Raw genomic sequence first — 26,875 nt, 5'->3', positions numbered from 1 at the left:
TCCGTCCGCGTCATGACCGTGGGTCAAAGGCATCTCGCAACGCCTCCCCGATAAACACCAATAAAGAAAGAATCAGCGCCAGGGCGAAAAACGCCGTCAGTCCCAGCCACGGCGCTTGCAGGTTCTGCTTGCCCTGGCCGATCAACTCGCCCAGCGACGCGCTGCCGGCCGGCATGCCGAAACCGAGGAAATCCAGGGCCGTCAGCGTGGAAATCGCCCCGGTCAGAATGAACGGCAAATAACTCAGGGTCGCGTTCATCGCGTTCGGCAGGATGTGCCGCACGATGACTTTGCGGTCGGTCAGGCCCAGTGCGCGGGCGGCCTTGACGTATTCCAGGTTGCGCCCGCGCAGGAACTCGGCGCGCACCACGTCCACCAGCGCCAGCCACGAAAACAAGGCCATGATCCCCAGCAACCACCAGAAATTCGGTTCGACGAACCCGGAGAGGATGATCAGCAGGTACAGCACCGGCAACCCGGACCACACCTCCAGCAACCGTTGACCGATCAGATCGATCCAGCCGCCGTAATAGCCTTGCAGTGCGCCAGCGGCAATGCCGATCAGCGCACTGACAAAGGTCAGCATCAGCGCAAACAGGATCGAGACCCGCGCACCGAAAATCACTCGCGCCATTACGTCGCGCGCCTGGTCGTCAGTCCCCAGCCAGTTGACGCTGGACGGCGGACTGGGCGCCGGTTTGTTCAGGTCATAGTTCGGCGTGTCGTCACTGAACGGGATCGGTGGAAACAGCAACCAGCCGCCATCCTGCTTGATCAGCTTCTGCACATACTCACTGCGGTAGTCGGCCTGGAAGGGCAACTGCCCGCCGAACTCCTGCTCGGTGTGACGCTTGAAGGCCGGGAAGTACAGCGAACCCTGGTAACTGACGATCAGCGGTTTGTCGTTGGCGATCAGTTCGCCACCCAAGGTCAGCAGGAACAGCCCGACAAACAACCACAACGACCACCAGCCGCGACGGTTTTTCTTGAAACGTTCGAAACGCCGACGGCCTAACGGCGAGAGCTTGAACATCAGGCGTTCCTCGCGGCGAAGTCGATGCGCGGGTCAACCAGGGTGTAGCAAAGGTCGCCGACCAGTTTTATCAAAAGGCCAAACAGGGTGAAGATGAACAGCGAGCCGAACACCACCGGATAGTCCCGCGATACGGCGGCTTCGTAGCTCATGCGACCCAGCCCATCGAGGGAAAAAATCACTTCGATCAGCAACGAGCCGGCGAAGAACACACTGATGAAGGCCTGGGGAATACCCGACACCACCAGCAACATCGCGTTGCGAAACACATGGCCATACAGCACGCGTCGCTCGCTCATGCCTTTGGCGCGAGCGGTAACCACGTACTGGCGGGTGATTTCATTGAGGAATGAGTTTTTGGTCAGGATGGTCAGGGTCGCAAAACCGCCGATCACGAGGGCGGTGACGGGCAGCACCAAATGCCAGAAGTAGTCGGCGATCTTGCCCACGGTCGACAGCGATTCGAAGTTGTCGGAGACCAGCCCCCGGACCGGGAACCAGTTCAGCGACGTGCCCCCGGCGAAGACCACGATCAGGAACATTGCAAACAGGAACGCCGGCATGGCATAGCCGATGATGATTGCAGTGCTGCTCCAGATATCGAAATGGCTGCCATGGTGCACGGCCTTGCGGATACCCAGCGGAATCGATACCAGGTAGGTGATCAGCGTCGCCCACAGCCCGAGGGAAATGGTGACCGGCATTTTTTCCAGGATCAGGTCGGTGACCGTGGCGCCGCGGAAGAAACTCTTGCCGAAGTCCAGGCGCGCGTAGCTGCTGAGCATTAACCACAGGCGTTCGTGGGCGGGCTTGTCAAAGCCGTATTGTTTTTCGATGTCCTTGATCATCTGCGGATCGAGGCCGCGACTGGCGCGCGAAGTGCCGGACATGGTTTCGCCGGAACCGCCGCCGACACTCGCGCCGCCAATGCCTTGCAGGTGCGCGATGGCCTGTTCCACCGGGCCACCCGGCGCGGCCTGGACGATGACGAAGTTGACCAGGAGAATGATCACCAGCGTCGGCAGGATCAACAACAGGCGCCGCGCGATATAAGCCCACATCAGTGCGGTCCTCCGGGTTTGCCACGGCTGATCAGTTCGTTGGTCATCTGTTGGTTGGTCAGCGGCGTCGTGCTGGTTTCCCACCAGCTCTCGATGGCTTCGTCATTGCTCGCCTGCTCGTTGGGCCTGCCGAAGCGGTTCCACCAGACGGTGGAGGTGCCCGGCGGGTAATAGTTGGGAATCCAGTAGTAGTTCCATTGCAGCACCCGGTCCAGCGCGTGGGCATAGCGCAGCATCTCTGGCTGGGTGGTGGCGCGGATCAGCCCGGTGATAAGGGTGTCTACGGCCGGGTTCTTCAGCACCATGTAATTATTGGCGCCGGGATCATTGGCCGAGACCGAACCGAAATAATTGAGCAATTCGCCCCCCGGCGACGTGGTGACCGGGTAACCGGTGACGATCATGTCGTAGTCGCGGCTCATCAGGCGATTGACGTACTGCGACGAATCGATACGACGGATATTCAGGTCGATGCCGATCTGTTTCAGCGTGCGTTTATAAGGCAGCAGCAATCGATCCATGCCGTTCTGGCTGACCAGGAAGGTGAAGCTGAGCGCGTGGCCGTCAGCGTTGACCAGTTGATCGCCATCGGGTTTCCAGCCGGCCTGTTCGAGCAAGTCCAGGGCTTGCAGTTGCTTGTCGCGGATCACGCCGCTGCCATCGGTTTTCGGGGCTTCGAAGACGGTGGTGAACACTTCGTCAGGAATCTGCCCGCGTAACGGCTCAAGAATCGCCAATTCACCGGCATCCGGCAACTGTCGGGCGGCGAGGTCGGTGTTGGAAAAAAAGCTCTGCTGGCGGATGTACATGTTGCGCATCATCTGCCGGTTGCTCCACTCGAAATCCCAAAGCATAGCCAGTGCCTGGCGCACCCGGCGATCCTGGAATATCGGGTTTTGCAGGTTAAACACAAAGCCTTGGCTCGGTTGCGGAGCTTGTTGCGCTAGGTGCGACTTTTGCAGGCGGCCGTCGCTCAGTGCCGGGCTTTCGTACCCGATGGAGTAACCGGTGGCGGAGAATTCCCGGTTGTAGTCGTAGGCGCCGCCACGCAAGACCTGGCGCGCCACGTCGGTATCGCCGAAGTACTCAATGCTGAAATGATCGAAATTGTAGAGGCCGCGACTGACCGGTAAATCCTTGCCCCACCAATCGGCATTGCGCTCAAAGGTGATGCTGCGCCCGGAGTCGACCTTGCTTATCTTGTACGGGCCGCTGCCCAGCGGGGCCTCGTAACCGCCACCGCTGGCGAAGTCACGGGTTTTCCACCAGTGCTCGGGAAACACCGGCAACGTCGCGACATCCAGCGGCAGCGTACGGTTTTCATTGCTTTTGAAGTCGAACCGAACCGTGAGCGGTGATTCCACTTCGACACCTTTGACGTCGGAGAACTGGGTGCGATAACGCAGGCTGCCTTGGGTCATCAGCAGGTCGTAGGTGTAACGCACGTCTTCGGCGGTGATCGGTGCCCCGTCGGCGAAACGAGCCTTGGGGTTGAGGTAGAAGCGCAGGGACAAGCCATCCTCGGATCGCTCCATTTTCTGCGCGACCAGGCCGTAGACGGTGTAAGGCTCGTCGAGCGAGCGCTGCGCCAGGGGCGAATAGAGCAAGCCGTCAACTTGCGTGACGCCGATGCCCTTGTCGATGTAGGGCAGGATATGGTCGAAGTGGCCGATTTCGATCGCCGAGCGACGCATCGTGCCGCCCTTGGGTGCTTGCGGGTTGGTGTAGGAAAAATGACTGAAGCCGGCAGGGTATTTTGCCGGTTCGCCGTACACAGTCAGCGCATGTTGCGGGGCAGCGTTCACACCAGCGACGCTCGACAGCAGCGCCACGGCAGTGAACAACAAAGTGGGGAAAGCCAGTCGCATCGTCAGCCTTAAAGCCGGGTGGTCAATATCCACAATTTGTACGCCAGCGGCGCGTCCCTCGCCAGCCGTATCGCGTTCCAAACACAACGGCCCACCATAAGGCGGGCCGAAGTTCAGGAAACTCAGGCGTTGATCAGTCCTGACGGCTGGTCACTTCCAGCAAGTGGTAACCGAACTGGGTCTTGACCGGGCCTTGCACGACGTTGATCGGTGCGCTGAAAACCACGGTGTCGAATTCCTTGACCATCTGGCCCGGGCCGAACGAACCCAGGTCGCCGCCCTGACGGCTGGACGGGCAGGTGGAGTTGGCTTTGGCAACGTCGGCGAAATCAGCGCCACCTTCGATCTGGGCTTTGAGTTCGTTGCACTTGGCTTCCGAGGCAACCAGGATGTGACGGGCAGTGGCTTTAGGCATAGGAAAATGCTCCTTTCAATGTTCAGTAAAGTGCTGAGCCTACCGGATTCAGTAGTCTATTTCTTCTCAAAGTTCCGCTGGGATGGCATTCCCTTACAAACCGGCTTTTCTGAGGCGCTCGACATGCTGCACATACAGACCGACCGGGTCGACACCTTTGCGCACGCGACCGGCGGTCTGGCCGATGCTGTCCAGATGATCCAGCGAATAATCCGAGCGGATCACTTTGCCCAAATGCGAACTGTAGCGCCCGACCACGCCATCGTTCTGCTCGGCTTCGGTGGTGAAATACCGGGAAAAAGCCCGGGATAGTCCTTGCAGCGGGTCGAACGCAGTCAGTCCTTCATCGAGGATGTTCCCGGTCAGGATGCCGCTCCAGGAATAGTAGCCAACACCGTTGACCCATTCGCGGCCCTTGCCGCCCCAGGTTTTCGGCAGCCCCTGAGGGTACTTGTCGTTGAATGCGCCTACGCCTTCGGTGGTCAGCGCGTTGAGCGCCGCGACGGCGTTCTGCGGCAGATCGGGGTTGCCGCTCAGCAATGACAGAAAGTCGGCGAACAGCGTGGCGACCGTCTCGGCCACATGTTCCGGCAAGCGTCCGGGCGTCAGGGCTTTACGCAGGAAATCGGCCAGTTCCGAGCCGTGGTTCGGCCCGCTGACAGAGGTCACGGAGGCGACGGCATGCGGTGCAATCGCCGCCGCATAACGCGCGGCGAGCGCGCCTTGACTGTGACCGATCAAGTTGACTTTGTCCGCGCCGGTTCCTTCCAGCACCCGTTCGATCTGTGCCAGCAGTTGGTCACCCCGAGCTTCGTTGCTATGGGTAGCCGACAGGTGCGGGATAAACACCCTGGCGCCGGCACTTCGGAGGGCTTGTTTGACGTCATGGAACAGTTCGACTTTGCCGATGCGATCGAAGCCGAAGAGCCCGTGGACCAGGAGGATCGGATATTGCGTGGCTGCATTCCGTTGCATGTTCATACCTTTTTCGCAGGAGTTCATGGGTGTGCTTGCGGCTCACTCTAAAGCACTCTGGCGTGCAGGCGATGTATGAAAAAGCCGCTGTAACCTGATGAAAACGGTATAGAAAAGGTAAGAAAGTTCGAATGTGGATGAGGTCTTTGTCGGACCATCCCGACGTCCTTTAACCGGAGGCAGAACACATTTGTGTAATGGCCTACCTCCAGAAGGTCATTTGCCTATTAGCTGTGTTGCGTTCGCAGTCGTTGCGCGGCCTCGCGCAACAGGTCTTCTGTTCCGGTCCATCCCAGGCAGCCATCCGTCACCGACACGCCGTATTGCAGCGACGAACTCAGCGGCTGACACCCCTCGAACAGATGACTCTCGATCATCATGCCGATCAGCGAGCGGTCACCTTGCAAGCGTTGTTCAAGCACATCGTTGAACACCGCCGGCTGACGCAGCGGATCTTTGCCGCTGTTGGCGTGGCTGCAATCGACCATTATCCGCGCCGGGATTTTCAGCCGGGTCAGGTCGCTGTGCACCTGGGCGACGCTGTCGCGGTCGTAGTTCGGCCCACGATGACCGCCGCGCAATACCAAATGAGTGTCCGCATTCCCCGGGGTCTGGATGATCGCGGGGTGCCCTTGGCTGTCGACACCGAAATGGCGATGCGGATGGGCGGCCGAGCGCATGGCGTCACTGGCGACGCCGACACCGCCGTCGGTGCCGTTTTTGAACCCGACCGGCATGCTCAGGCCGCTGGCCATTTCCCGATGGATTTGCGATTCGGTGGTGCGCGCACCAATGGCGACCCAGCTCAGCAGATCGTCGAAGTAACCGGCGGCCATCGGTTGCAGTAGTTCAGTGGCAATCGGCAAGCCGAGGCGGAGCATTTCGCGCATCAGTTCGCGGGACAGGGTCAGGCCACCGGCCATGTCATCACTGCCATCCAGTTGCGGATCGTAGGCCAGGCCTTTCCAGCCGATGGTGGTGCGGGGTTTTTCGATGTAGGCGCGCATCACCAGGAGCATTTCATCGCTGACGTCGGCGGCGAGTCGGGCCAGGTTGCTGGCGTATTCGAGGGCTGACTGCGGATCGTGAATCGAGCAAGGGCCGACAATCACCAGCAAACGGGAGTCTTCACCGTTGAGGATCGCGCGGACCGCATCGCGGTGGGCGGCGACTTGTCGGGTCAGGGCATTGCTGAGTGGCAATTGCTGTTTGAGTTGCAACGAGCTGGGCAGACGCAGGGTCAGCGCTTCATTGGCAGGGCTCAGGGCGGACAGCGGCAGAGCAGAGACGGACGAGTTCATATTCGGGCTTCCTGGGCTGGCGGCGGGTTCGCTCCCGCGCGCTCGGCCCTAGTGGGGTGTTCGACAATTGGCCGGATTGGCTGCGTGGGTGTGCTTGCCACCTGTGGGTGACCGATCGGAGGCGGCAGGCTGTCCCGAGCGGAGGCTGGTAAATCGCCAGGCGGTAAAACTGTCGTAACGGTAATAAGTGGCGTAGTTCATTTTTTGAATCCTCTGAATGTCTGGTGTGTCGCTAAAAAGTCTGGGGCTGAAAAAACAAAACCCCCGGTCGGGAAGCCGACCGGGGGTTGAGAATTCTCAGGTGGCGACCCGTTTAAAATGGGCGCCGTGTGGGTATCAGGCGCGCCAGTGGCTAAACCAATACCCAAAATAAAAGCTGACCGGAGCGCAAACGTCGTTCACCCGGGCAGCCGCAACCGAGCGCAGGGCGCTGACGGTACGAAGCGGTGAGAGGGCGTTGAACATGGTCTGTCTCCGATGGATGCGCCGAGCTTACTAGAGGCCGGTACGCGGATTCAATCAGAAATTGCTATGAGTTGCCGAGGGTGTTTTCTATCGCTTGAGTGCGTCAAAGGGTGTGGCACACTCGCAGCCCGGACCCAAGACACCGTCTCAAGGACGCCCCATGACGCCATTGATAATCGCCGCCGCTCAATCGATCTCCATCGCGGGTGATCTCGCCGCCAATATCGCCGGGCATCAGCGTTTCATGCAGGTGGCTGCAGAGCAGGGCGTGCAATTGCTGGTGTTCCCGGAGTTGTCGCTGACTGGGTACGAGCGAGGGCTGGCGGCCGAACTGGCCATTGCACCGGACGCGGAGGTCCTGCAGTCGCTGCGCGATTTCGCGCGGGAAGTCGGAGTAACGACTGTCGTCGGGATGCCAATTCAGCTGTCGGAAGATTCTCCAGTATTGATCGGAGCGCTGGTCTTGGGTGCCGATGGCTCGCTGGGGATCTACAGCAAGCAACATTTGCATGCAGGCGAGGAGCTGGTGTTTGCGCCGGGCTGCGGCGGCTCGACCTTGACCATCGGTGCCGACACTGTTGCGTTGGCGGTGTGCGCGGATTTTTCCCACGCCAGCCATGCGGCAGCGGCGGCGCAGCAGGGGGCTGATGTCTACGCGGCAGGCGTGCTCATCACGGAAAACGGCTACGCCCCGGATACCGCGCTCTTACAAGGTTATGCCCGCACCCATTCGATGGTGGTGCTAATGGCGAACCACGGTGGGGCGACGGGAGGTTGGGAGTCGGCGGGACGCAGCGCGATCTGGGCGTCGGGCGGTTCGCTGATCTCGGCCGCACCGGGGGCGGGCAATCTGCTCGTTGTGGCTCGTCGCGATGCGCGTGGCTGGACGGGGCAAACAGTCGCTGTGGCGCAGGCCTGATGGGGTTTGAATTACGCCCGGCGACGTCCGGCGACCTAGACTTTGCCCGCGATCTTACCTGTCGCAACATGCTGCGCTATTACATTCAGCACGATCTGCTGTGGCAGGACGAGGCGTTTGATGTGGCCTGGGCAGGGCGCGAAAACTGGCTGGTTGTGCGAGAGGATGTGTCGCTCGGATATGTCAGTCTGAGCCGTGACGCAAAGGCGTTGTATATCCGTGAATTGCACATGCTGGAAGCGTTTCGAGGGCAGGGCGCCGGTTCCTGGGTGATTGATCAGGTATTGGCGATGGCGTGCAGGGAGCGACGCCCGGCGTTGCGTTTGACGGTTTTTGAAAACAATCCGGCGAAAGCGTTGTATGAGAGAAAGGGCCTGGAGGTGGTCGGCGAAGACGAGTGTTTCCTGAGAATGCAGCGCGATGTCGATACACTGGATCGCTGAAACACGCATAAGACAAGCCTTTCAAGATGTATTGAAACTTTTTATATGACGCTTGCCGCTAGGTCTGCCAGTTGCTTTTTGCTAAGGTGTCGGCAACCCAATAGGACCATATCGCGAGGTGTCTGCTTGATTAGGGTGCTAGTAGTCGATGACCATGATCTCGTTCGTACAGGCATTACACGAATGCTGGCTGACATCGATGGCCTGCAAGTAGTCGGCCAGGCTGAGTCGGGGGAAGAATCCCTGCTCAAGGCGCGTGAGTTGAAACCCGATGTGGTGTTGATGGACGTCAAGATGCCCGGTATCGGCGGTCTTGAAGCCACGCGCAAACTGTTGCGCAGTCATCCGGATATCAAGGTTGTCGCGGTCACCGTGTGCGAAGAAGATCCGTTTCCTACACGCCTGCTGCAGGCGGGGGCTGCAGGCTATCTGACCAAGGGCGCCGGGTTGCCGGAAATGGTCCAGGCCATCCGGCTGGTGTTTGCCGGGCAACGCTACATCAGTCCGCAGATAGCCCAGCAGCTGGCGATCAAGTCTTTCCAGCCCACCAACGATTCGCCTTTCGACGCGTTGTCGGAGCGTGAAATCCAGATCGCGCTGATGATTGTCGGCTGTCAGAAAGTCCAGATCATTTCCGATAAGTTGTGCCTGTCGCCAAAAACCGTAAACACCTACCGATACCGCATTTTCGAGAAGCTTTCGATCAGCAGCGATGTCGAGTTGACGCTGTTGGCGGTTCGTCACGGCATGGTTGATGCCAGCCTCTGAAAATGACTGAAGCCTTCGATCCAAGCGCCTTCCTGTCGACGGTCAGTGGGCGTCCCGGTGTGTATCGCATGTTCGACAGCGAGGCACGCCTGCTCTACGTCGGCAAGGCCAAGAACCTCAAGAATCGCCTGTCGAGTTACTTTCGCAAATCCGGCCTTGCACCCAAGACCGCTGCGCTCGTCGCGCGGATCGCACAGGTCGAGACCACGATCACGGCCAATGAAACCGAAGCGTTGCTGCTTGAGCAGACGCTGATCAAGGAATGGCGGCCGCCTTACAACATCCTGCTGCGCGACGATAAATCCTACCCGTATGTCTTTCTCTCGGATGGCCAGTTCCCACGCTTGAGCATCCATCGTGGTGCGAAGAAGGCCAAGGGCAAATATTTTGGTCCTTACCCCAGCGCCGGTGCGATTCGCGAAAGCCTGAGCCTGCTGCAAAAAACCTTTTTCGTCCGTCAGTGCGAAGACAGCTATTACAAGAACCGTACGCGACCATGCCTGCAGTACCAGATCAAACGCTGCAAGGCGCCTTGTGTCGGCTTTGTGGAGCCGGAGGTCTACGCCGAAGACGTTCGACATTCGGTGATGTTCCTTGAAGGCCGCAGCAATGCACTGACGGATGAGTTGTCCGCCGGAATGGAGGAGGCGGCGATCAACCTCGAATTCGAGCGTGCTGCCGAGTTGCGGGACCAGATCTCGTTGTTGCGTCGGGTCCAGGATCAGCAAAGCATGGAAGGCGGGACGGGCGACGTCGACGTGATCGCCGCGTTTATCAACCCGGGCGGTGCGTGTGTTCATTTGATCAGCGTGCGCGGCGGTCGGGTGCTGGGGAGCAAGAACTTCTTCCCGCAGGTGGGCATTGAAGAAGACGTTTCCGAAGTGATGGCGGCGTTTCTCGGTCATTACTTCATCAGCAGCCCGGAACGCGACTTGCCAAGTGAACTCATCGTCAACGTGGTTCACGAGGACTTCCCGACCCTGATTGCGGCCATTGAAGAATTACGGGGTCGCGAACTGACCATCAGCCACAGGGTTCGTGGTACGCGAGCCCGCTGGCAGCAATTGGCGGTCACCAATGCCGAACAGGCGCTGGGCGCACGCCTGGCCAACCGTCAACACGTTGCGGCACGTTTCGATGCCCTGGCAGAAGTGCTGAACCTGGACGAACCACCGCAGCGTCTCGAGTGCTACGACATCAGCCATTCCAGCGGCGAAGCGACCGTGGCCTCCTGCGTCGTGTTTGGCCCTGAAGGCCCGATCAAGTCCGATTACCGGCGCTACAACATCGAAGGCGTCACGCCGGGCGATGACTACGCCGCGATGCATCAGGCCCTGACCCGGCGCTTCAGCAAGCTGAAGGACGGGGAGGGCAAGCTGCCGGACATCCTGCTGGTGGACGGCGGCAAGGGGCAGTTGTCCATGGCCCGCGATGTGCTCAATGAGCTGGCGGTGCCTGACCTTATTCTGCTGGGCGTGGCCAAAGGCGCAACGCGCAAGGCCGGTTTCGAAACCTTGTACCTGAACGATGCCGCCCATGAGTTCACCTTGCGTGGTGATTCACCCGCACTGCACTTGATCCAGCAGATCCGTGACGAAGCTCACCGTTTCGCAATCACCGGGCACCGCGCACGTCGTGGCAAAACCCGCCGCACGTCTACACTTGAGGGCGTCGCCGGGGTCGGGCCGACACGTCGCCGCGATTTGTTGAAACATTTTGGTGGATTGCAGGAGCTGTCTCGTGCCAGCATCGAAGAGATCGCCAAAGCACCCGGGATCAGTAAAAAGCTCGCAGAGTTGATTTATGCAAATCTGCACAGCGAGTAGAATGCCACCTCACCTCGTAGCCAGTTGTGCCGATGAATATCCCTAATCTGATTACCGTTCTACGCGTCCTGCTCATCCCGATCTTCATTTTACTGTTCTACCTGCCTTACCAATGGAGCTACCTGGCGTCCGCGTCGGTCTTCGCCTTTGCCGCCGCCACCGACTGGCTGGACGGGTATCTGGCGCGACGTCTGGAGCAAAGCACGCCATTCGGGGCATTTCTCGATCCTGTGGCTGACAAACTGATGGTCGCCGTTGCGCTGGTACTGCTGGTGCAAGAACACGGCAACCTGTGGCTCACGCTGCCCGCCGCCGTCATCATCGGCCGCGAGATTGTCGTTTCAGCACTGCGCGAGTGGATGGCCGAACTCGGCGCTCGTGCGCACGTCGCCGTGTCCAACCTGGGTAAATGGAAAACCGCCGCACAAATGCTGGCACTGGTGATTCTGCTGGCCAATCCGTCGGACTTCAGCTTCTGGGTCCTGGTGGGTTACGCCTTGCTGATGGTGTCCGCAGGCCTGACATTGTGGTCCATGGTCCAATACTTGCGGGCTGCCTGGCCGCATCTGAAGACCGACGTAGAAAAGAAATAAAACTTTTTTGAATCAAAGGGTTGACGGGGCTTCTGGATTCTATAGAATGCGCCACACCAAGACGCGGGAATAGCTCAGTTGGTAGAGCACGACCTTGCCAAGGTCGGGGTCGCGAGTTCGAGTCTCGTTTCCCGCTCCAAGTTTGTACACATTTGTTGTTGCGCTACATGACATCAAATGTTTGAGGCCGAGTAGCAAAATGGTTATGCAGTGGATTGCAAATCCACCTACGCCGGTTCGATTCCGACCTCGGCCTCCACTATAAACAAGCTCCGTAGATCTATGATTTACGGAGCTTTTTTATTGGCGTCCTCCTGAAAGATTTAGTCTTGAAAAGGAGGTTCGTGAACTTGCTTCACTGGGGCGGGATGTATATATTTCCCCCTCTGCCAAACAAGGCAGATTGCTGCATCGCGCTACCGCCCGAATGGCGAAACTGGTAGACGCATGGGACTTAAAATCCCTCATGTATTAGTTATTAAACTATTTAGTATACATCTGAAACCCGCGTGGCTTATGAGCTGCGTGGGTTTTTTGTTTTTCATTCAAAAATCCTCTGGTAACGTTTTGGTAACGCCAGGATATTAGTAGGATTTAAAGACAGGATTTGCTGCATGGTTTGGTAACAATTTGCCACCACGAAGGCGTTGAGAAGGGCACATGGACATTGAGTCTTTGACGAAGATTATCACGCGTGTTGGGGCAGTGATTGCCATCTGCACAGGCGTGTGGAGCCTCTGGCTACAGATGCGCGGCAATGCGACTGTCATACTGCCGGCCCAGGGACTATTCGCCCTGAGATCGCTTAGGAAGCAATTATGCATGTCGTAAGCAATTGCGATCATCCCCGATTGATTTGGCTGATTACGGCTTCATCGATCCGACTTTCAGTTTTCGTCAATTCCACTGGAGCAGGAGTTGTACGCATTCGACGACAGCCCCGTCTATACCCGTGGTGAAAGCAGTCTAGAAACCCGCAGCGACTATTTCTAAATTGGCTACATCCGCCGCGACTTTCCGATTGGTCCGTTTGCGAGGTCTGTCACTCAACCCGACCACGGATCGACTTCGCTTATGACATGGGTAATTACACAGACTTGAACAGTCATTTGCATCGGATTTGACCAAGACGGTTCGTGGGCATGACCGGCAGAGAACGGCGCCGAGCTGCCCGTGGCGACAGGGACAATCGGCCAGAAACATCCGTCGAGCGCCTACCAAACTACGATTCATCTTCAAAGTTTCCCTGGAGCAATAGCGTGCATATTTTCGGTTGCCTGATAGTCTTCAGGATTACTTGAAAGAGACCCTTATGACGATAAGAAGGCTACTTCTCTACTGCGGTTGCGCTTGGGTACTTTCTTGCATGACGCTGCGCGCTAGCGCAGAGAGTCTGGTGATCTATGGCGACAATAACTACCCGCCGATTATTTACCTGGATCACGATCAGCCCGCTGGAATCCTGCCGGCGATCTTCGCCAGACTGGAAAAAGATACCGGCGATACCTATGAGCTGCGCTTACTGCCATGGAAGCGAGCATTGAAGAATGCCCAAAATAGCGACGGCGGCATCACCAATATTTCGCGTAACAAGGCGCGCGAAAAATTCTACGATTTCTCATTACCGATTTACGACGACGACATTAGTTTGGTGGTTTTAAAAGGCCACGAGTTTGACTTCAATACACTCAAAGACTTGCAGGGTAAGCAGCTCGGCGGCCTGTCGGGTGCCAGCTATGGTGAAACCGTTGACCAGGCCATCAGTAACGGAGAGCTACACGTTGAACGTGAACACGGTGAGCAATCGAGGCTGCTAAAACTACTGGTCGGCCGCATAGATGTGGCGATTATTGGCAATGGCGTTTCCGGGCTTGAGGTAATACTGGCCTCGGACGCTCGGCTTAAGGCGAATCGAAGCCAATTTGTGCTGCTACCCAAACCGCTGGTTCGCGACTCTCTGCATTTGGCCTTTAGCAAAGCTATGAATTTGGAGCCAGCACTGAGGCGCTTCAATAAGGCGCTAGTGGCGCTAAAGCAAACAGGTGAGTATCAGAAAGTGATTCAGTCGGTCACTCAGCCCTCTGCAACCGCAGCTTTGGTGTTGAAGCCTTAGCGTACAGCCTGCTCGAATTGCTGATGAATCCCAAGGTCGCGCGGATGGCGTTTGACGTCCACTTTCGGCCAGCTTTCGCCTGTCGTGAAGGGCTGCCAACGACCCAAAATGGACACTCGCAAAAGGTGATCTACGATACCTTAGGCCCTCACAACTCTTGGCGAGAAGACTTTGGAATGAACGAGACGGAAAATGAGCGTATATCCCTTTTAGGTCCAACTGAAGCTCGGAATAACAGCGATGAGTTGAAGCAGCTCGCTGACCAGACCAAGGCTTGGGGCGATAACGCTCAGTTAAAGCAGCTCGCTGAACAGGCCAAGGCTTGGGGTAGCAACACTCAGTTAAAGCAGCTTGCTGAGCAAGCCAAGGCTTGGGGCGACAACACTCAGTTAAGGCAGATCGCTGAACAGGCCAAGGCTTGGGGTAGCAACACTCAGTTGAAGCAAATCGCCGAACAGATCAAGGATTGGGGCGACAACGCTCAGTTAAGGCAGATCGCTGAACAGGCAAAGGCTTGGGGAAGCAACACTCAGTTAAAGCAGATCGCTGAACAGGCCAGGGCATGGGATAGCAGCGCCCAGTTGAAGCAGCTTGCTGAGCAGGCGAAGGCTTGGGGTAGCAGCACTCAGTTGAAGCAGCTTGCTGAGCAGGCCAAAGCTTGGGGTAACAGTGCTCAGTTGCAGCAGTTTGCTGAGCAGACGAAGACTTGGGGCGACAACGGTCAGTTGAGGCAGATCGCTGAACAGACGCTAACTTGGGGCTTAACGTTCGATGCAGTGGTAGGCGAGCTTGTCGCTCGGTCAGATAAGAGCAGAGAAATATTTACAACAGAGGTAAAACCGGATCAAGTTATTGCTGATATCGAGGACTCGCTATCGATTGGAGACTACTTCAACGGGGAAGTGATTTTCGATCCCAGCGCAAGACCAGTACTTTCAGTAATTCCGACTTGGATCTTGTATTTGTGGCTGGTTTGTATTGCGCCTGCGTTGGCTGTGCTGATTAACTGGGAGGCAGTGCGAACGGGTTTGGTGGATATCAATGCGCGCATGCCGCAAACAAAATCCTTCGCGGAGTTAAGGCGTTTCATACACTCCAATCTCGCTGGCAAACCAGGTGATGTTCGTCTTGTAACTTGTTCTGACGTTCGACTGAGGGTGGCGCCGGGTATGAAATCGACGGTGATAATGACCCTGCCTCAATATGCTCCTGTAGTTGTCTTAGGAAAGGAGGATCGCACCTGGCTCTACGTATCATATGAGCACGATGGATTCTTGATAGACGGTTACATTTCCACTAAATTTTTGAAGAAAATTAGGAAGTAGATCGATTTAAGTTGCAAGCTTCGCGGTTAGGTTCGTCTTTCAAGAGGTGGTGCGGTGAATGGCTGCGCTTGCTTGTGAGTTGCCCGTAACGAATGGCAGCTCCTTGCCAAGTCCTGCCCTCCACGACCGGCTGAAACCGACCCATAGCAGACACCGACAAAGGAATGCATCTGCCAAAAGCGGGCCGTCATTCGCTCGCGAATATGCAAACGCAGCCCACCACATTTGACGCGATTCATCCTTCCGGCAAACCAAATCCAGCAACTCGCCGATCAAGAAATTAGCTCCGGCATTTCAGCCATTTTGGACGCATTCAGCAAAAATGATAGAAACTGGCCCTGACATGCATGCAACTAAATTTTTGGATGCTTCAAGGGGCCTATAAATTTCTCTAATTTTTCTTTTTTTCATTAACCCTTTTTAGCACCGCATCCATCCCTGGCCATGGGATATCGTCTCTTTTGTTTCCAGGCTTTTTATACCAATCATCAAAACCTTTTTGCTCTTTCTGTGTCATGAGCTGATAAATTTCTTTCATTTCGGGAGTTAGCGAAGCTACTTCAATGGTCATTTTGGTTCTGGTCATGACAATGAGGTCACGGAACATTTCTGCTGTAATCGCGAGGGTGCCAGGCTCCAACTTCCAATCAAGCATCTCGAACTGATAACCCTCTGCGGGTATTGTGGACTTATTGTGCAGGATGCAGTGCCGAATTTTCCGCAAGTCCCCCATCAGTGGTACAATCAGTGCGCTAGCATCAACTCCAGCTGCTTTGGCTATTCTCTGTCGATAAGTTTCATCCCATAGCGAATAAATACTACACAATAAAGATTTACAAATTTCATTTATAAAAAATCCATTTTTCTTAGATTTTTCGACAAACGTCGAAATATCCATTCGAGCATGATACTTCGGGTCGGTTTCAGTATCAGATGCTATCCAAATTTTCTGACCGGGCTTCGCCTTTTCCTTGGCAATCAGGTCTCCGTTTGTTTCTATTCCCCTAGCGGCAAACATCAAGCAGAATAAATATTCTTCGCAAGTTTCCTGAAATTCTTCCACTGCATATTTAGCTGCGTTTTTTTCGGATTGCTTTCCATCTCTTTTCTCGACTATCAATAATCATTTACTTTTATCTAACGAGCTTGATGCTCTTGCGCCATTTTTACGTAAGTTCACGAAGCGTATGCAGATGCGCATCGCAGGATGCTACGTATCGCCTTTATACAATATTGAGAGCAAAGGATGAACTTGTAAGGCAACGTACGAAGATCCTGGCGATGACCCGCTAAGGTCGAATAGCAACCACGGCGCACTGTGACTGAGCCACGCTTTTCCTCCCCTCCATGGAGGACACCACATAAACACTTTTGCCAAATACAGCCATAGTCTCGGAACAGAAAAAATTAGTAGGCTAGAAAGCCCCGCCTCGAACCAGAGATATCTGTGCCGCCTGACTCAGACTCCAGCTCGTGGAGAAGACACGCGATCTGACTCTTTCCAACTTGGCTTTCGACCGCAAGCTGCGTTCCTGTGACTTAACCGAGCTTGCTTCATCAGGCTAAGCGCACTTAGTGGTCGTCGGTAGACGCTTTTGCGAACGACAGCTAATGGCCGTTCTCTACCGGTCGTCATTCCCACGTGCGCTGGTGAAGTCTGCTGCAAATGACTGGTCAGTTATGATGCAGATGGGGGGCAAGTCCGTGCAACTCCAAAAGTCCAGCCGCTCGCTGGGCTTTTTACTGCCCGCTCATCTGCTCAGTCGCACACTTTTCACCTGCCAAATTCAAACTATTACGGCCCAGAAAAGCTGGACCTCATTGGTGAGATGGGTAAGTCTACCGATTCGAGTTTTCAAAACCAAACACAAGGTTCTGTTCCATCCAAGCCTGAGCCAGGTTCAGATGAACCTACGCTAGATCCAGACGATCCGAACAAATACGATCCGTTGAAAAATCCAAGCGATGATCGTCCAGAAGACTGGAAGGATCCTGGTGAGAGGACTACCCCAGAGGCGGATGAACAGATACCGCTTTCAGACGATAGGAGATAGGAGAGAAGCCCGGCCAGTGAGCCAGGTTTTTCTTCTCCGTTCGTCCACTGCGCTGCACTATGTAACGCTTTGCCGTTTCTCATGTTCAAGCACGGACATCCCGCGCATCAGTACGGAGGCTCAGCATGGACATTGACGAGAACGCACCTGGCAACAAATCACAGCAGCCTGAAACGCGCACGACGGACAACGAAACCGGCCATGACCGCAAGAGGGACGAGCCGGAAGTTCCGCTGCCTCCAGACGACGAGGCTCCTATCGACGAAGACATGACTGACTTGGATGCAAATAACTCGGTGTCGAGTGAGCATCCAGAAGCTGGGCAGAGCGGTCTAGCCGATAACCCTTACGCCGACCAACAGATGGACGATCAGGACGAAAACGATAAGGAAGCTCGCGATATGCCTGCGAGTGACCCTGAATCAGGTGCCTGAATTAGTTCGGATGATTCCCGATGCCCGCTCAACGCGGGCTTTTTTACGCCTCAAGTTTACCTGTAGCCAGGGCAGCCCTTGGGAAGGCCTGGACGTCGATAGCCGGATAGTGCGACGTACGGAATCAACACCGGCGGCCCCCGCACCCTTACCTCACATGGTTTCGGGGTGGTGCGAGACGGGATCAGCGAGACCGATGCAATAGGGCATCGGCGCCGTGAATGTCTTCGGCAGACAGCGGGATTTAGAGCAGTGAATAACCGCTGGGTTCGTAGACCCGTCTAATACCTGCTTTTGGCCGAGTGCGGCCTATCGCGAAGGGCAGTTACCGAACCATAGCTGCCCTTTGCGAAAGGCAGCAATCAACCAAATGCAGTCATTCAGCGTCTACCAAGGAGGAGGGATTCAGGTCGGCCTGGAGATATAAACCCCGATGCCCGCACCCTAATGACATGAGTCTATCCTCTAGAGTGTTTTCGAATATTTGATTGAGGGGGAAGTGCATGCAAACGCCATACGTTTTACATACTTTCGGTGACGAGGTGATGCGGAAGCTTGCTAGCCGAATGGGATGGTTGACGGCGGGTGTGGCTTCCTCCATTGCATGGCCTCCATTAGACGTCTGCGTGCAATACGCCGGTGACGAGTACTTTCTTCGCGGAACCTCACAGGGTGAAAGACCCTCCCCGCCAGGGATCACGGTTGCATGCGATGAGAACAACCCTGATGAAGCGATAACGAAAGTCTATCGTTTTACATCAATCCTGAGTTGGTTCCTAGGAGGGTATGTTGAAGTATCTGGATACATTTGGGGTAGTCATGCAAATTTGTATGGCAATCCAAGAACAGTTTTCTCTTCGTTAGGTATAGCGGGAACGAGATCGTTCAATTGCAATCACATGCCGATCATCGATCAGGAAAATATACGCAAGGCGCTAGCATTTTGGCGTGAAGGTAAGAGACTCGACGAAGTACATGACAGTTATGCTTTCCTCAGCTTCTACAAGGTAATTGAGTCCCAGTTTTCGGAGGGAAAGAAGAAAGTCGCTTGGCTCAAAGAGAATATAGAAAAACTTACAGATCGAGCGGCGAAACGAGTAGCAGAATTGCGCAGTGAGGGAGTCGATGTCAGCCGCCATCTCTACGATAGCGGACGATGTGCAGTTGCTCACGCGTCCCTGGAAGGTGAAATTGTTGATCCCGATATTCCCTCAGATAGACGGCGTCTTTCGTCAGATCTAGTGATTATGGAGGAACTAGCTCGTATATATATTCGTGATGAACTGAAGGTGCCCGACTCGCGCTCATTGTACAGATCTAGGAATCGTATTGCGCCGTGGAATCCTATGCTGTCCGAGACCACGCTAGAGACCTTGAGGAGCGGCCTGACGCCAGATAGTGTAGATGGATTTCAAGGTCAGCTTGTCTCCGTGGGGTTGTGGCCGGATGGACCTATTCCTGGACTTGAAGACATGACGATGCACGTCGATGCTGTGCAAGACGGCGTGGTCAAAATAGTTCTTATAAATGAACGAAAAACGGTCCTGCTAATTTTCTTTCTAGACTATGGAAGTGGTCGTGTACATACGAATCTTGAGGATGGAGGGCTACTGTATGCTGAGTATTCACCGAATGAAGAGGACGTTAGAGCTTATGCGACATTCTTCTACAAGGTTCTAGGCAATGGGGTGGCAGAACTGACATGTGGAAATATCGAGCCGATTGACTGCGAAGTCGTTATCCCAGTGAACATTATTCCTCCTGATCCTGACAAAGCAATTGACGAAGTGATTGAAAAATTCCGGCGAGAAAACGGCGGGGAAAATGTGTGAATTTAGTGGCGCAGCGATAGTCGGTCACTACTTGGCTGCCGAAAGTCTAACAGCACTCCGCATCGGGTCGATTGCGGTACTCGCGACTGACTGCAATGGGTCTATTACTGGCGTTCATGAACGACGATTTTCAGCCAAAAGGAGCCAGTCGAAGGCGTCCAGGAAGTCAGAGGCGATGCAGTTTGTTGCTTTGCCCCGCAGGCGACTGTTATTTAATGGAAGTCTGGATCGTAGCCGTCTTCATTGTATTCCTGAATGAGTAACTGAGACGGCCTCACACCAACCTCAACGTTAGCCCAGTCTCTTACGCTTTTTGCCACACCATGGAAGCCGGGAAAGAGCGTTGAGCCATCAACGCCAAGTCGCGAACAAAGGTCTAGTAAAGCGGGGGCCTCCTCAATCGGCAAGGTCATTTTGACAAGTGGTGCATGGCTCCCTGTCATGCTGTAAATCTCTTCAACATCCTCTAGCGCTTCTACCTGATACACGTCGTCTGGGTTATATCCTTTAACCTCATGCGTGGTGAATAAACCAGACTGAGCCGCCTGATTTTTGCTCGTTCCCCCTGGAGTCCTAATCACCTTCACTGTTTTCCAGTGCATCGCATAAGTGGTGTCCAGAGCCCAGATAGCCAGCCTCGGCATCTCCCTGCTATCAATCTCAAGGTTTGCCGATGAGGCAGCGAAGTAGCAGGCGACAAAGCTTCTCTCAGTCCAGTCTAGGAGGCGAGTGGGCACATCGTAGTGTTGAGCTACGGCCATGATTTCGTATAGTTGAGAAGACGGCCAAGGGATATGCGGACTTTGGAACGAACCCCAACCATCGGCAAGTGTTCCGCTCAACTGTTCGGTGTAACCCGGAACATTTAGCCCTGAGCGATCACAGCCAATCAGAAATTTCCTCAATATCTCCAGCTCAAAGGCCACTTGCCCAGCCGTTGAGGCATCAAACATCCTCCTTGGCGAGCCATAGGCGAATGAGCCTGTTCCACGCCTGCACACTGATGGTGTCAGCTTGTACTCATCACTTGGCTGACCTCTAAAGATGAATCTTCCAGCATCCCAAATAGGGTTTAGAGGGGACAAGTGGTCCAGCAACTGGCGTGCAGTGTGGAAAGGTATATCTGTTGGATTTGCCATCGTTCCTTGACTCCGCTCCGTTTGGCGATTTCCAGTTTAATGGCCTTTTGATAGGCAGGCTATTGCAGTTCACTCAGGTCTATGGCCGCCCTTGAACGGCCGTTAAGAGCGGTACAGCACGTATGCCTATCTGTTCAGAGTCGATTGCGGGCCTTTGAAGCGCTACGGATTTCGAAGAAACCTCCAAGCCTCAACGTAGACCTGTTGTTAGGCCATTGTTGAACTGTCTTCTTTTGGGCCGATTTCTGCCTTTCACGAAGGGCTGAAACCGGCCAGAAGCGGACGATTACGGACGGGGCGACCATCCCAAAGCCGACCAAAGATACACTGCCAACTAGTTTGTAATCTCCGTGCAGGTTTTGCCGATTTTTCTCCTTTGCCCATGTTGCATTTCATACGCTGGACTCAATTGGCTTAAGGGATCACGCATGGACAAGGAACGTTATGCGTGGAAAACATTGCCCCATCTGTTTCGTCTACTATAGTTGGGCGCAAGGGCAATATTAGTTTTCAGCATCGAGCCAGGAAGCACAATTATCGCATCGTCACGGTGCTCCTGAAGCAAATGACCACCTGACAGTCCAGGCTGTGATTTGTGCTCAGCAAAGGAGGTGCTTTCACACAATGCGCACATCACAAATAACCTTCCGGACCAGAACCGACGCGCCATCCGCGCCGCTGGCCGAACGCAACGCTGGCGTCACTTGTCGCTTACAGCTGTGTAGCCTAAGACTTGGCTCAAGTCGTTCGCTTCGGTCACTCGGGACGTCTGTAAACTGTACTGCTAGCCATCCCTTAGCCAAACGTTAGGCCAAAAAGGAAAATTTATGCGTATCTTGAAATTATCATTACTAATTTCATCATTTGCAGTCTGGCCAGTTACAGCTCAGGAAAATGCCCAGCAGATAGACAGAGAGACATTCTATTCGGCATGTGAAAGGAAATTCTTGCCGTATGCTTTTAAAGGCGAGTCCAGAAAAACCTTTGAAGGTATCTTTGATTACTGGGAGTCAAAACAATACAAAGACAAACGCTGGCTCGCTTACATTCTGGCAACTGCATATCGAGAGAGTGGCGGCACAATGCAACCTGTTCGTGAGGGTTTGTGTTCTACTGACCAGTGCTCAATTGACGCGGTAACGACATTACTAAAGAAGCGCAACCGACCAGAATCAGAGAACTATGCAATCCCTCTGGATGGTAGGTCTTATTATGGTCGTGGTCTTGTTCAAATTACGCACAAGCGCAACTACGCTCGTGTCGGGCAGGCTCTTGGTTGGAGCAATGACTTGGTTTCAAATCCAGACCTTGCTTTAAATAGAGATAAAGCAATCGTCATTCTCGTTGAGGGGGCGGTTCAAGGCATGTTTTCAAAAGATCCAAAAACGGGGCAGTGGCGCAAGCTATCTACCTACTTCAATGGCCAAACCACAGACTGGGTCGGTGCTCGCAGCATTATTAATCCAGGCTCAAAGCGCGCCCATATTCCCGCCGAGCATGCGAAGAGCGTCTATCCATGTCTCATGAATTAGTTTGGCATAAAGAATTATTAAAGCGAACTTGCTGGCGCGGGCCGCACAACTCAAGCGTTGTATGTGAAAATATAGGAAAATCATGAATCTAGGATATGTTTTGTTTTTGATCATGTTATCTAATTGTGCACTTGCAATCGAAAAAGCTGACTGGGTTTTGGTGGACAAAAGTGATCGCAAGCTTATCTTGCTAAAAAATCACGAGGAAATCGGTTCCTTCGCTGTTTCCTTTGGTGCAAATCCTGAAGATCACAAGCAGCAGGAGGGCGATGAGAGAACTCCAGAAGGTCGATATATTCTCGATTACAAAAAGGCAGATAGTGCCTTTTACAAAGCTATCCACATTTCCTATCCAAACAAAGTGGATATGGAAAAGGCAAACAAATTAGGAGTATCGCCCGGCGGAGCAGTAATGATTCACGGTCAAAAAAATGGTTTTGGGTGGGCAGCACCAGTACTTCAGTTTTTTAATTGGACTGACGGCTGTATTGCCTTGAAGAACTCGGATATGGATTTAGTGTGGCTGTCTGTCGATTCAGGCACGCCCATTGAAATAAGGCCATAGCACATAACAAGTCATTCAGGCGGAGCTGCTGATGCGGGCCGGTTAACTACAGCGTTAGGTACGATAGGAGGATTTCATATGCGCATCGCCACACTACTTTTTGCTGCATGCTGGGCCACATGGACTTCGGCGGCTGAATTCAACGTACCATGGAAGGATCAATCCGTCGCACTCATTATCGACCCGTATTACGCGAATAGCATAGGCTGGGACAAGCTTGCGACTGAACGGCGCGTAGTTGCGATCATCCACAAAGCCACGATTGGAACCTCTAAACTTGATCCAAGCTACACCAAACGCAAAGAGGAGGCGTTGAAGCGTGGCTACCTGTGGGGGTCCTACCATTGGGGGGTTTCCGGAAATCCTGAAAAGCAGGCCGACTTCTACATCGATACGGTAAAACCCGATTCCGACGAACTCATCGCGCTCGATCTTGAGGACGCGCTGTCGGATAAGCTCATGAATGTTGACGAAGCAATACTGTTCATTAAACGTGTCAAAGCAAGGACTGGTCGGTATCCGGTGCTCTATACAAACCATTCGAGCGCGAAGCTAATCTCCACAAAGTACAAAAACAATATCTTCATCAAGACGCCTCTGTGGTACGCAAGGTTCAAACCCAACGTCACGGATTTTCCTGCCGGAGTTTGGCCAAGCTACACACTGTGGCAGTTCTCCAGTGAGTTGCTTGTACAGCATTCCGTGCCAGGCACAAAGCCGGACATGGACATCAACGTCTTCAATGGCACCACAGAGCAATTAAAAGCAGCTTGGCCGTTCACGAGAGTTGAACCTTAGCCTCATAATATCTTGACGGCATTCGGCATTCGGCATTCGGCATTCGGCATTCGGCTGTGGCTGAATTCGAACGTTAGTTGTCTATATGCAAGGGAACATGGTTCATGAAGTTTCGAATTGTATCATAGCTTAAGCTATTTGGATGTGCGTGGGTTAAGTTTGCGGACGAGACTATTCTAGCGTACTGCCTGGTGGAGAGATCTGAACCATGCAACCGGGGCGGAAACAAGAAGTCCTCATTGCGGAGGTGGGCCTGATGCATCCAAGCCTCCAGAACTTTTAGGTTACCACCGATACTGGCGAAATAAACATTTAATAAAGGATGTTAATTCTTCAAAAACATAGGCGCCGCACTCTGGAGTTATTACAAAAAAACCGAAGCGGCAGAGTTTGAGTTAATGATGATTTTCTCTGTCGTGAGATTCGACCCAAAAAAATGCCTTTTTATCTTGAAATATTCTATCCAATTGCATTTAAAAAATGAACACATGATCTAGATTAAATACCAGCATCTGGCCTTGAATTTAACCAGTAAGACTTTGAGGGTATAGCTATGGGCAATATGTTTTCGGGCGAACCAACGCTGGTATGGGTCACTGATTCACAACTTCCAGATCGTCATATGATGCTAATTTCTGATTTTTGGTATGAAGACCCTCAAGAAAAACGCTGGGTTGCGCCTGCAAATATGAAGACCAATGGCGCCTCAATACCTCGTGCACTCTGGACACTGATAGGATCTCCATTTACCGGAGATTATCGAAGAGCCGCACTTGTTCATGATCAGGCGTGCGTTGACGCTAGAAGCGGTAAAGGTAGCCGCCGTGCAGCTGATCGAATGTTTTATCACGCGTGTAGAGATGGAGGTTGCCCTGTTCGGGACGCTATAATTTTATATGTTGGTGTACGTATTGGGTCTATTAAAAATTTAGTTTCCGCATGGGACTCAGCCAGCATCGATTTCCGCCCGAGGTTAGCAAGTAGTGCAGGTGATGAAAACATGGCAAGAGACTTATGCGTTTGCGCTGATCAAGTTTTGCATGATGGTGAAACTGATGACATTGACGAGATAGAGCGACGCACCGATATGGCGTTTTCTTTGAAAATTGGAATTGCGCCGGATACACTCGCTTTACAGAAGTGATTGCTTTTACTGATTTTGTACAACTTGAAGTTTGATGTTTGATGTCGTTTGTTTTTTGTCGTATGCAATAGTGGTTTGTGCCGAGCCGCATTGCAAGCTGATTTCTATCGGCCACAATTGGAGACTGAAAAATGAGCGTCCCAGCAGCAGAGATTGAAAGCACAAATAAAGAAATAGAAGAGTACCTTTCTTCACATGCAGAGGTTGATGCTGCATCTTTAGCAGGTATAACTTTTTGTGATTTTAAAAAGCCGATTATGGAAATATTAAAGGCTGTAATACATGTGGGTCTTAGTAAAATCCCATTGATTCCCACGCAGAAAATAGAAGATAAATTGGTAGCTGTCGCGCAAGGATACCTTGATAAAAAATGCCCCTAAGAATGTTGTGGTTTGCCATTGGGCGCAATGTTTCACCAGTTTAGTTTTAATGCAGATGTGCTCTTAATTTCAATGCTATCTCTGCCGTGACTTACAATAAGTTCACGGCAGATTACTTCTTCGTGTTTAAAATAGGCAGGTGTATACGCATATACTCGACTGTCCGCTTTTGGCCGACTGCCGCCCGACCCAAAGCAGTTGTATACCATAGACAGTTATCTCCCTCGACGCAGCTCGATCACATCCAGCGCTTCTAAGGTCTGACCGACCTCTTCAACCTTTTCGGCGTCGGGTTTCCTTCAGGAATCCCCAGAATCTTGCCATAAGCGGCGATCAAAGGCGCTTTGCTAGGGTTATTAAAAGTGGCAGCGTCTCTTGGTTTTTTGTGGATCGCTTCGCAGACGTTTCTCAGTCCGGGCTCCTTTTCGCCGGATGCAAAATTCAGATGCACGATGTTGTCTTCGAATAGGTCTTGAGCACAAAAAAAGCGCCGATCCGCAAGGGGAGGGCGCTTCGGTCTGACTGGCGTATTGATCACTGAAGCCAGGATTCTACCTCTTGAGCGCCATGCTCGGTTTTCCACTGTTTGAGCAGTTTGTGATTGCCACCCTTGGTCTCAATCACCTCCCCTGTGTTCGGATTCTTGTATCTCTTCACTGCGCGAGCTTTGCGTCCCACCTTGGTCTCTACCGGTTTGGCGCTCTGGCGAGCGTGTGGGTCAAGCAGGACGATGATCGCAGGCAGAGTGACGTTGTATTCACCCATGAGCTTCCGAAGCTTGCCCTCAAATTCGATTTCTCGTTTGAGCCCGTCATCGTTTTTCATAGCATCTAGCTGTTTCAATTGCTCTGCCAGTTGCGCCTCTAATGCTTTGAATTCGGCAATCTTCGACATTTTCGTGTCTCATAGGTTGAGGATCAGGCGCCGTCCACAGATGTACTGTTATACGGCTTTAAGCGACTCGATTTGCTCAATTATAGCCGCATTGAATTCCCTGGCCAGAGCAACTTCTTCCTTAAATTTCTCAAGGCTGGTTTTATTCCTTTCAATAGGAACGGTGGGAACGATCAGCTGCGCCTCTAATTCTTGAACGATCTCAGTAATGCGTGGACTCAACTCACGTTGTGTTCGTTCATATCGAGTTCTCACTGGCGCTTGGACGACAGGTTTCGAAGCGCGATCTTCTTCCGTAAGCTGTTGTTCGAGAGCTTCGATTTCGACATCAAATCTATCTAGGAGCGACTTGATCGTCTCTGCGTTTTCCGGCTCTTTCTTCAAGCGCATGTTCGCATCACGTCGATCAATGCGTGCGTTGTCGAGTAAGATTTTCGTACGTTCAACAGAAGACATTTTTGACAACTCGGCTTCGATTTCTTTTTTTACTGATTCAATATCTCGCCGGTAGTACGTAACGCGCTCGCGAGATGACATCGCAGGACGACCTAGGCCGTCGTAGGCAGACGATGCGGTGTCATCGACAGCGGCCATCGCGTCTTCGAGATGTTTCAGTTTTCTACGCAAATGCCGGAATTTTCTTCCGATTTCACTAATTGCTGGTCGCCCTGGACCTTTCTCACGTAGCTGCTCGCCTTTTTCAATAATCTCAGCTTCAGGCGTTTCTTCTCGCGCGAATTCTTTTTCTATCGCGCGAAGCTCAACCAACTTTGCCTCGTAAGCTTCCTGCGCCCGTTGACGAAGGACTTTGAGTGGCACGGGAGGGCGTCCCATTCTCTTGTTCCCTTGACGCTCGGACTCAACATCATCTTCATTTTTTTCGAGCAGCTCCTGCCACTTCCAGTACAGGACTCCGGCCTTGTCGAGCACTTTTTTTACTTCGTCTTTTCTGGGCCGCATGGGGGTTCCTCTTTCTCATGCCTCGAATCAATTGGCTG

General features: G+C 53.5%; 24 protein-coding genes, 2 tRNA genes and 1 pseudogene. 16 read left to right on the top strand and 11 right to left on the bottom strand.

Annotated features, from left to right (window positions below; genetic code table 11):
• Window positions 1–10: 10 nt before the first annotated feature.
• The 6 genes from ACA052_RS16440 to ACA052_RS16415 all read right to left on the bottom strand — a co-directional run bounded on the left by ACA052_RS16440 (window position 11) and on the right by ACA052_RS16415 (window position 6,653).
• On the bottom strand, window positions 11–1,033 hold the full coding sequence (locus ACA052_RS16440) for an ABC transporter permease (RefSeq protein ID WP_497645813.1): 1,023 nt from the start codon (window positions 1,031–1,033) through the stop codon (window positions 11–13).
• On the bottom strand, window positions 1,033–2,094 hold the full coding sequence (locus ACA052_RS16435; protein ID WP_497645812.1) for a microcin C ABC transporter permease YejB: 1,062 nt from the start codon (window positions 2,092–2,094) through the stop codon (window positions 1,033–1,035). Before ACA052_RS16435 ends, ACA052_RS16440 begins: the two co-directional genes overlap by 1 nt.
• Complete coding sequence (locus ACA052_RS16430; protein WP_497645811.1) at window positions 2,094–3,962, bottom strand: extracellular solute-binding protein; 1,869 nt, start codon at window positions 3,960–3,962, stop codon at window positions 2,094–2,096. Before ACA052_RS16430 ends, ACA052_RS16435 begins: the two co-directional genes overlap by 1 nt.
• Window positions 3,963–4,095: 133 nt before the next feature.
• Window positions 4,096–4,377, bottom strand: coding sequence for a peptidylprolyl isomerase (locus tag ACA052_RS16425; protein ID WP_497645810.1), 282 nt, complete (start codon window positions 4,375–4,377; stop codon window positions 4,096–4,098).
• A gap of 93 nt (window positions 4,378–4,470) precedes the next feature.
• Entirely contained in the window at window positions 4,471–5,352 is an 882-nt protein-coding gene (locus tag ACA052_RS16420; RefSeq protein WP_497645809.1) for a lipase family alpha/beta hydrolase, read from the bottom strand.
• A 227-nt stretch (window positions 5,353–5,579) separates the two neighbouring features.
• Entirely contained in the window at window positions 5,580–6,653 is a 1,074-nt protein-coding gene (locus ACA052_RS16415) for a 3-deoxy-7-phosphoheptulonate synthase (protein ID WP_497645808.1), read from the bottom strand.
• 625 nt (window positions 6,654–7,278) lie between these two features.
• Between ACA052_RS16415 and ACA052_RS16410 the strand changes: the two genes are divergently transcribed.
• The 9 genes from ACA052_RS16410 (at window position 7,279) to ACA052_RS16370 (ending at window position 15,105) form a co-directional block, all read left to right on the top strand.
• Window positions 7,279–8,037: a carbon-nitrogen hydrolase family protein gene (locus ACA052_RS16410; protein WP_497645807.1), complete on the top strand. Its 759-nt coding sequence runs from the start codon at window positions 7,279–7,281 to the stop codon at window positions 8,035–8,037.
• Window positions 8,037–8,480, top strand: a complete 444-nt coding sequence (locus ACA052_RS16405; protein WP_497645806.1) for a GNAT family N-acetyltransferase — start codon at window positions 8,037–8,039, stop codon at window positions 8,478–8,480. Before ACA052_RS16410 ends, ACA052_RS16405 begins: the two co-directional genes overlap by 1 nt.
• Window positions 8,481–8,606: 126 nt before the next feature.
• A complete protein-coding gene (gacA, locus tag ACA052_RS16400) occupies window positions 8,607–9,248 on the top strand; it encodes a response regulator transcription factor GacA (protein WP_008015884.1) in 642 nt (213 codons plus the stop codon).
• Between the two features lie 2 nt (window positions 9,249–9,250).
• Window positions 9,251–11,074: an excinuclease ABC subunit UvrC gene (uvrC, locus tag ACA052_RS16395; RefSeq protein WP_497645805.1), complete on the top strand. Its 1,824-nt coding sequence runs from the start codon at window positions 9,251–9,253 to the stop codon at window positions 11,072–11,074.
• Between the two features lie 32 nt (window positions 11,075–11,106).
• Window positions 11,107–11,667: a CDP-diacylglycerol--glycerol-3-phosphate 3-phosphatidyltransferase gene (pgsA, locus tag ACA052_RS16390; RefSeq protein WP_059405901.1), complete on the top strand. Its 561-nt coding sequence runs from the start codon at window positions 11,107–11,109 to the stop codon at window positions 11,665–11,667.
• 63 nt (window positions 11,668–11,730) lie between these two features.
• Window positions 11,731–11,806: transfer RNA gene (locus ACA052_RS16385), tRNA-Gly, on the top strand.
• 46 nt (window positions 11,807–11,852) lie between these two features.
• Window positions 11,853–11,926: transfer RNA gene (locus tag ACA052_RS16380), tRNA-Cys, on the top strand.
• A 1,107-nt stretch (window positions 11,927–13,033) separates the two neighbouring features.
• The gene (locus ACA052_RS16375) at window positions 13,034–13,780 is read left to right on the top strand and encodes a substrate-binding periplasmic protein (RefSeq protein WP_497645804.1); all 747 of its coding nucleotides are present in this window, start codon (window positions 13,034–13,036) and stop codon (window positions 13,778–13,780) included.
• Between the two features lie 176 nt (window positions 13,781–13,956).
• Window positions 13,957–15,105 carry an SH3 domain-containing protein gene (locus ACA052_RS16370; protein WP_497645803.1) on the top strand — a complete coding sequence of 383 codons (1,149 nt, stop codon included), beginning with the start codon at window positions 13,957–13,959 and terminating at the stop codon, window positions 15,103–15,105.
• Window positions 15,106–15,496: 391 nt separating this feature from the next.
• Here the strand turns inward: ACA052_RS16370 and ACA052_RS16365 are convergent, their stop codons facing one another.
• Entirely contained in the window at window positions 15,497–16,225 is a 729-nt protein-coding gene (locus tag ACA052_RS16365; RefSeq protein ID WP_497645802.1) for a hypothetical protein, read from the bottom strand.
• Between the two features lie 1,059 nt (window positions 16,226–17,284).
• On the opposite strand from ACA052_RS16365, the gene ACA052_RS16360 reads away from it, so the two are divergent.
• Window positions 17,285–17,593: a hypothetical protein gene (locus ACA052_RS16360; RefSeq protein WP_497645801.1), complete on the top strand. Its 309-nt coding sequence runs from the start codon at window positions 17,285–17,287 to the stop codon at window positions 17,591–17,593.
• A gap of 503 nt (window positions 17,594–18,096) precedes the next feature.
• Entirely contained in the window at window positions 18,097–19,425 is a 1,329-nt protein-coding gene (gene mauJ, locus ACA052_RS16355; protein ID WP_497645800.1) for a methylamine utilization protein MauJ, read from the top strand.
• Between the two features lie 212 nt (window positions 19,426–19,637).
• Here mauJ and ACA052_RS16350 read toward each other — a convergent pair whose 3' ends face one another.
• A complete protein-coding gene (locus ACA052_RS16350; RefSeq protein ID WP_497645799.1) occupies window positions 19,638–20,564 on the bottom strand; it encodes an FRG domain-containing protein in 927 nt (308 codons plus the stop codon).
• 827 nt (window positions 20,565–21,391) lie between these two features.
• Here ACA052_RS16350 and ACA052_RS16345 point away from each other — a divergent pair.
• The 3 genes from ACA052_RS16345 to ACA052_RS16335 all read left to right on the top strand — a co-directional run bounded on the left by ACA052_RS16345 (window position 21,392) and on the right by ACA052_RS16335 (window position 23,459).
• Window positions 21,392–22,096 carry a glycoside hydrolase family 19 protein gene (locus tag ACA052_RS16345; RefSeq protein WP_497645798.1) on the top strand — a complete coding sequence of 235 codons (705 nt, stop codon included), beginning with the start codon at window positions 21,392–21,394 and terminating at the stop codon, window positions 22,094–22,096.
• A gap of 82 nt (window positions 22,097–22,178) precedes the next feature.
• Window positions 22,179–22,661: a L,D-transpeptidase family protein gene (locus ACA052_RS16340; protein ID WP_497645797.1), complete on the top strand. Its 483-nt coding sequence runs from the start codon at window positions 22,179–22,181 to the stop codon at window positions 22,659–22,661.
• Window positions 22,662–22,739: 78 nt separating this feature from the next.
• Window positions 22,740–23,459: a glycoside hydrolase family 25 protein gene (locus tag ACA052_RS16335; RefSeq protein ID WP_497645796.1), complete on the top strand. Its 720-nt coding sequence runs from the start codon at window positions 22,740–22,742 to the stop codon at window positions 23,457–23,459.
• A 169-nt stretch (window positions 23,460–23,628) separates the two neighbouring features.
• Here ACA052_RS16335 and ACA052_RS16330 read toward each other — a convergent pair.
• Window positions 23,629–23,733: pseudogene (locus ACA052_RS16330) on the bottom strand (tyrosine-type recombinase/integrase); the annotation flags it as partial.
• A gap of 279 nt (window positions 23,734–24,012) precedes the next feature.
• Here ACA052_RS16330 and ACA052_RS16325 point away from each other — a divergent pair.
• Together ACA052_RS16325 and ACA052_RS16320 are read left to right on the top strand one after the other, a co-directional pair.
• A complete protein-coding gene (locus ACA052_RS16325; RefSeq protein WP_497645795.1) occupies window positions 24,013–24,603 on the top strand; it encodes a DUF1353 domain-containing protein in 591 nt (196 codons plus the stop codon).
• Between the two features lie 131 nt (window positions 24,604–24,734).
• Window positions 24,735–24,983: a hypothetical protein gene (locus ACA052_RS16320; protein ID WP_497645794.1), complete on the top strand. Its 249-nt coding sequence runs from the start codon at window positions 24,735–24,737 to the stop codon at window positions 24,981–24,983.
• Window positions 24,984–25,517: 534 nt separating this feature from the next.
• On the opposite strand, the gene ACA052_RS16315 is transcribed toward ACA052_RS16320, so the two are convergent.
• Together ACA052_RS16315 and ACA052_RS16310 are read right to left on the bottom strand one after the other, a co-directional pair.
• A complete protein-coding gene (locus tag ACA052_RS16315; RefSeq protein ID WP_497645793.1) occupies window positions 25,518–25,877 on the bottom strand; it encodes a histone-like nucleoid-structuring protein, MvaT/MvaU family in 360 nt (119 codons plus the stop codon).
• A gap of 48 nt (window positions 25,878–25,925) precedes the next feature.
• Complete coding sequence (locus tag ACA052_RS16310; RefSeq protein ID WP_497645792.1) at window positions 25,926–26,837, bottom strand: hypothetical protein; 912 nt, start codon at window positions 26,835–26,837, stop codon at window positions 25,926–25,928.
• Window positions 26,838–26,875 lie beyond the last annotated feature (38 nt).

The organism is Pseudomonas sp. LBUM1644 (genome assembly GCF_059716195.1).
Note: the sequence above shows the minus strand (reverse complement) of the source record. Positions and strands in the feature narration are given on the sequence as shown.